Source organism: Okeania sp. SIO2B9, assembly GCF_010672505.1.
Classification (GTDB): Bacteria; Cyanobacteriota; Cyanobacteriia; order Cyanobacteriales; family Microcoleaceae; genus Okeania; species Okeania hirsuta.
In genome coordinates this window covers 1-5899 of record NZ_JAAHGK010000381.1, presented here as the reverse complement: position 1 = coordinate 5899, position 5899 = coordinate 1, and the positions used below count along the sequence as shown (strand labels likewise).

Genomic DNA, 5899 nt, shown 5'->3' with positions numbered 1-5899 from the left:
TAGAGCTCCCACTAGCTATACCATTATAATCCACCAGTACCTTTAGTTCTTCCTTCTCTCCTAAATAACTAAACTCCCTTCTTTTTTCCTCCTGACTCGGTCGTTCCCCTCCCCTCCAGGGAGGGGTTAGGGGTGGGTTGACTCCTGACTCCTCCATCTTTTATTTATAACTAAACACCTTCTTCCTTCTTCCTTCTTACTTCTTACTTCTTCCTTCTTACTTCTTCCTTCTTACTTCTTCCTTCTTACTTTTTCCTTCTTACTTCTTACTTCTTACTTCTTACTTCTCCGATAACAAATGCGCTTGAAAATACTGACGATATAACTCACATCTGGGATAACATTTATTACTCTGCCATTTCACCAAACCTAAACTATCTAACTTAAAACCCAACATTCCTGTTAACTGCCCATTATAATTTTCAGAAATCGCATTTTTCATCGCTTCAGCTAACTCTGGATATTCTTCTAAATTCCACAAATGTCGTCGTAAATGGTCGCTATAAATTCCCGTTTCAGCAGTTACATTTTCCGGCAAATCTTCCAGAGTTAAATCTTGTTTAGAAATATGATATAAAGCAACCCTAACTAAATAAGGATGCCCGCCAACAATTGTCATTAATTTATCAACTTCTGACTCCGACCAATTCAAATTATGTCGCGATGCTAAATCTCGAACTTGTTGTGGATTAAACTCTGGTAAATCTATAGGCAATCCTACATTAAAAGGAGATTGATTAATATTCATGGGAATATAAACTTCCGTAGAATGTACTACCAATAATCGCAATTTTTTCCAAATAACTCGTCGCTTTGATTCCTCATGCCAAGCTCGTAATAATCCCAAAAAATCTTCGGCAATATCAGGATATTGAAAAACTCTATCAATTTCATCTAAACCCAACACTAAAGGATTATCTATTTGAGCTAATAAATACTTCTCAAAATAATCCTTACAATTAACTTTACTACCAAAAATATCATCCCAATAATCATCTAATTGATTAGGCAAACGTAACTCTCGTCCCACATAAGCACAAAACCATTTTAAGAATTTATCAAGATTACTAAAAACCTCTTTATCTACTAACTGAAAACTTAAAGGTACAGTCCGATATCCTTCCTGTGTAGCATGGTGTAAAATTCTTGCCATTAAAGAAGTTTTACCCATCTGTCGTGGCGCTTTAATTCTAATTAAACCACTTGGTTGCAAAATAGCTTGATAACAACGTTCTTCAATAGGTGGACGCTCGATATAAAAAGTAGATGCCACATCAATTTGTCCCCCCGGTATTTCAGGTTCAGCAGAGGGTAAAGGAGCGCTATTTGTTGATGCAATGCTACTAATTTCTTCCGCAGGTAAAGTCTCTTGTTGTTCCTCTACTTCCGACGCAATATTCTCCGGTGGAGTAGCTAAAAGAGTCAAAACTTCCCTCAGAATGACCACACTATCTTCTGGCGATCGCCACTCCCGTTGTTGAATGCGATAGAGATAACCCCGCAGATCGTGGTTGAGGGGTGTACTCAGGGAAAACCCTACCCGTATCGGCAAAATTACAGGTTTACGGTTGGGTCGGGAAAATTGTAACTCCCTTGCAAGTTGTACTTGATAGGTCAGTAACTCACTTTGTACCGACTGGGGAGGCAAAAATAACAGCAAATAGTCACACCGTCTCAACTCTTCATTAATACGCCGAAACCAATTTTCTCCCAGACGGATGCGGTCTGCTGCCATAAAAACCTGATGACCAGCAGCATTCAAGGCCGTTTCAAACTGTCGCGCCAATTCTCGATCCGGGTCTTGACTGCAATAACTGATAAAAACTTGGGAACTATTGTGACTCACTATTTCTTCGTTATTAAGTAGTGGCAAAAGTTCTCCAATAGGTTCTGTTTCACTTGAAGTTTGACTCTGTTTTCCCGAACGGTGGTCTGCTTCATCCAATGTCAGACCAAAGGAGGCAAAAAGCTGCTGAATTTTACTCAGGTCTGCACCGACTCGCCCTTGTCTAATTTTACTGATGGTGTCGGAACCCACTCCAGACTCAGCTTCAATTTCTGCAAGAGTAGCTCTGAGGTTGTACTGTTGTTTCCATTCTTCAATAGCTTCATTCAGTTTTTTCAGTCCAGAAGTTGTGAGAATTCGTCCGCGATCGCGCTTTGATTTTTTTTCCACTGTTTCTTCCTATTTGTATTTTTATTGTTATTTATTTTACAGCAGTTATCGAGTTGATGAGGTATAAAGTTTTATTGCTCTAGGGAACAGGGAACAGGGAATATACGAATAAATAGTCTTATAGCTGTACCTCACTATCCTCAAAAGTGCTGTAAATGATTTTAACTAGCTATCAGCTTTTCTGTTCCGGAATACTTTCCTACAGAATGCTACGCAAACGCAAATAGCTGTCAGCTAAAAATTCAAGGGTTTGAGTCCCCCACTTTAACGAACTCAGAAGTCAGAAGTTATTAGGGAACACCGGAGCTGGGAACAGGGAATATACGAATAAATAGTCTTATAACTGTACCTCGCTATCCTCAAAAATGCTGTAAATGATTTTAACTAGCTATCAGCTTTTCTGTTCCGGAATACTTTTCTACAAAATGCTACGCAAACGCAAATAGCTGTCAGCTAAAAATTCAAGAGTTTGAGTCCCCCACTTTAACGGACTCAGAAGTCAGAAGTCAGAAGTTATTAGGGAACACCGGAGCTGGGAACAGGAAATATACGAATAGTCTTATAACTGTACCTCACTATCCTCAAAAATGCTGTAAATGATTTTAACTAGCTATCAGCTTTTTTGTTCCGGAATACTTTTCTACAAAATGCTACGCAAACGCAAATAGCGGTCAGCTAAAAATTCAAGGGTTTGACTCCCCCACCTCACGGGGTGACAAGTCACAAGTCACAAGTCAGAAGTTAACCCACCCCTAACCCCTCCCAGGAGGGGAAGTAGGGGATGCGTGAGCAACTCTCCAAAAATATTTCGCTTTAAAAGGCGGAGTTTTAGACCCAATTATTTTGATAAAAAAGCGCGTGATGCTTGTTAATGGGGGACTTAAACCTTCATTATACACCTTGAGAAGCTGATTGCTCATAGCTGAGTGCTGAATGCTACTTTAACGAACATAGCTAACTCTTTCTAATTTAAGGAAGTTAACTAATTAACAACATTTTAACTGCTTTTATCTCGAAACTATACTGCCTAACATAATTGAGGCTTTTCTAGATTTTTTTAAATCTGGTTTAATTAAAATCCTAATATTCTCTACAAAAAAAAGCCGATTTTTTTAAAGTATTTAGAGAAACAAAAAACAGGGAGCAAGCCAATGAAAAATATTTTTCATCGTTCAATTTTAACTATTTTTAGCACAATATTTTTTACTATTAATACTGCGATATCTGCCCAAGCAAATTTTACTTTTGACGAGGTAGAAATTGACCAAAATCAAGTTATTGCCACGGCAATGCCTCTGAGCGATCTAAACGGATATTCTGGTTATAAACTAATTATTTTAGAGCAGCGTTCTAATGAAAGACCTTGCTGGAGTGAAAGTGAAGCAGGATTATATCCAATTTTAGTTGAGCCTTTGCTATTAAACTTTAATTTTTCTGGCATTTGTGGAAGAGCTACTGATAGTAATGGCTATTCAATTCGGGTAGATGGTAATGATTTATCAGTTAGTCATAGATTAATTTTGCAGAATGTTGGTGGTGAAATTAAATTATTTGGCATTTCCTTGACAGGAGATAAAAAAATGATTGGTAGAAGTCGCGGACTTAGTAATGGAATGATGAAAATTTTTCTAGAACCTGGTTGGCAATTTACTAAGCGTAGTTATCAAGGAAAAGTTCTTGGTCATTTTTATTTTAGTTATGATAGTTTTGCTGCTAAACAAGCTGAGATTGAGCAAAGAATATCTGAGATTGAGGCTCAAATTCCAGATAGTTTAGAGTTTTATGATAATACTAATTCAGCAATAGCAGAAGGTTCTTAACGAAGTCAGAAGTCAGAAGTCAGAAGTTATTTTTTTAACGGGCATTTGAGCAACTCTCCAAAAATATTTCGCCTTAAAAGGTGGGGCTTTAGACCCATATTATTTTGATAAACTGAAGATTCATAAATTACAGAAGTATTTTTTAATATACCTTGAAAAATGTAGATTCAATACACAATATATATTTTGAAAATGGATGAATTGATTGATAAACTTTAGCAATTTAAATTAATTTATAACTCTTAATAAAATCAGAAATTAGCAAATATTTTATCGATGGTAACTAGATTTAAAATTCAGTATATAGCTAGAAAAATTTGTACCGCCCTACTTTCTAATTGATCAAATAGTTAATATAGCAGTAGAAGCAAAGGGCACGGACAGATCAAAAGCTTAAAAATCAGACAACGCAAGATTTTTCCTTCTTCCTTCTTTCTTCTTCCTTCTTTCTTCTGCTATACATTAAAATTTTCTTTCACAAAATCAATAAAAAAACATGGAAATCAGACTTATGAACCATAGAAAAACCCATAAACTATCTCAGAAAGACTTGAATAATTTAGAAACATTATTAACTTTAATAGGTCTAAATTTAGTCATTCAAGAAACAGAGTATTTTACAGGAGATGATTGGTTGCCTCTATGTAATGATATTGATAGTGGAGAAATTTATCGGAACTGGTTTATTTGGCAAGATACAGAAGTTACTCAAGAATGGGAAGCTTACGATCATGTTACTAATCAACGAATTATTGACAGTAACTTAACTAGATTAACAGCAAAAATAGATATAATAGAAAACCAGAGAAACTTACAAATAAATAATTAGTTGAAGAAGGAAGAAGAAAGAAGGAAAAAATGGATAGGGATACTAAAATAAGCCACTCTACATCTACAAACCCCAAGAAATTGTAGATACCGTGTAGACTGCATCAAAACTAGAAACTTTACATACAAAAAAATCAAGTAGGAAATTAATTATGACAGGTTTAGAAATAATAATTTTTGCTTTAGTACCAAGTATTGCTTGGGGAATAGGAATTGTATTTGCTTTCCCTCCTGACGATATTAATAATTACTAAAATCCAAAAATAAGTATCAAAACTTTCATCATCGTAGAAATTGATTAAATTAGTATAGTACTACGCAAATGGGTTAGGAGGTTTATAAACGCTCAAACTTAGTCAGGGATTACTTCTGACTTGCGCCTAGCGCTATCGGTGTCCCATCCCCGGAAAAGATGAAACTCGCCCAATAATAAGGATGTTGATATTCTCCCTCTTTCAACCAATTTCGCTGAATATCCAGTAACGCATCCCGGCGTCCTTTTCCTGCTTTTAATCCCTGATAATAAGCTACCATCAAGTCTTTTGTGGCATTATCTTCTACTTTCCACAGACTCATCATTTGACTTTCGCTGCCTGCAATAACGAAAGCACGACGTAATCCATAAATTCCTTCCCCCACGCTAATATCCCCTATTCCTGTATCGCAAGCGGATAATACTACTAATTGAGTGCCGACTAGATTTAAGAGGGTGGCTTCATAAGCAGTAAAAACTCCATCATCTCCTCCACTCTGTTGTTTTTCGACTCCGGCAAACACTAACCCAGAACGAAATAGGGGATTATCAAGATTGGTTGGGTTTTCTGATGTAGGTTTGGATAAAAAGAATCCATGAGTGGCAATATGGAGGAAGTCGGGATTTTTGACTTGCTTGAGGGCGTTTTCTGTCGCTTTGGTTTTGGTTAAAGTTAGAGCTTCTGGGAAGAGTTGATATCAAATCCGGTAGCATCGGTATAAAAAAATTAAACCTGATAAATTAAGGGATGAATAGTAAGAGTTGGGCGATCGCCATGCCGAGATTGTTAAAGCTAGAACCACACAAAAGTATCGAAGAGTT

Annotated in this window: 3 protein-coding genes and 1 pseudogene; 2 read left to right on the top strand and 2 right to left on the bottom strand. The window is 36.5% G+C overall.

What is annotated here, in order from left to right:
• Nucleotides 1-280 precede the first annotated feature (280 nt).
• On the bottom strand, nucleotides 281-2176 hold the full coding sequence (locus F6K13_RS14960) for an AAA-like domain-containing protein (protein WP_124144545.1): 1896 nt from the start codon (nucleotides 2174-2176) through the stop codon (nucleotides 281-283).
• A 1151-nt stretch (nucleotides 2177-3327) separates the two neighbouring features.
• Between F6K13_RS14960 and F6K13_RS14955 the strand changes: the two genes are divergently transcribed.
• Together F6K13_RS14955 and F6K13_RS14950 are read left to right on the top strand one after the other, a co-directional pair.
• Nucleotides 3328-3996 carry a DUF3747 domain-containing protein gene (locus F6K13_RS14955; RefSeq protein ID WP_124144546.1) on the top strand — a complete coding sequence of 223 codons (669 nt, stop codon included), beginning with the start codon at nucleotides 3328-3330 and terminating at the stop codon, nucleotides 3994-3996.
• 496 nt (nucleotides 3997-4492) lie between these two features.
• The gene (locus tag F6K13_RS14950; protein ID WP_240038910.1) at nucleotides 4493-4825 is read left to right on the top strand and encodes a hypothetical protein; all 333 of its coding nucleotides are present in this window, start codon (nucleotides 4493-4495) and stop codon (nucleotides 4823-4825) included.
• Between the two features lie 362 nt (nucleotides 4826-5187).
• Here the strand turns inward: F6K13_RS14950 and F6K13_RS14945 are convergent.
• Nucleotides 5188-5742 (bottom strand): annotated as a pseudogene (locus F6K13_RS14945) (CHAT domain-containing protein); the annotation flags it as partial.
• Nucleotides 5743-5899 lie beyond the last annotated feature (157 nt).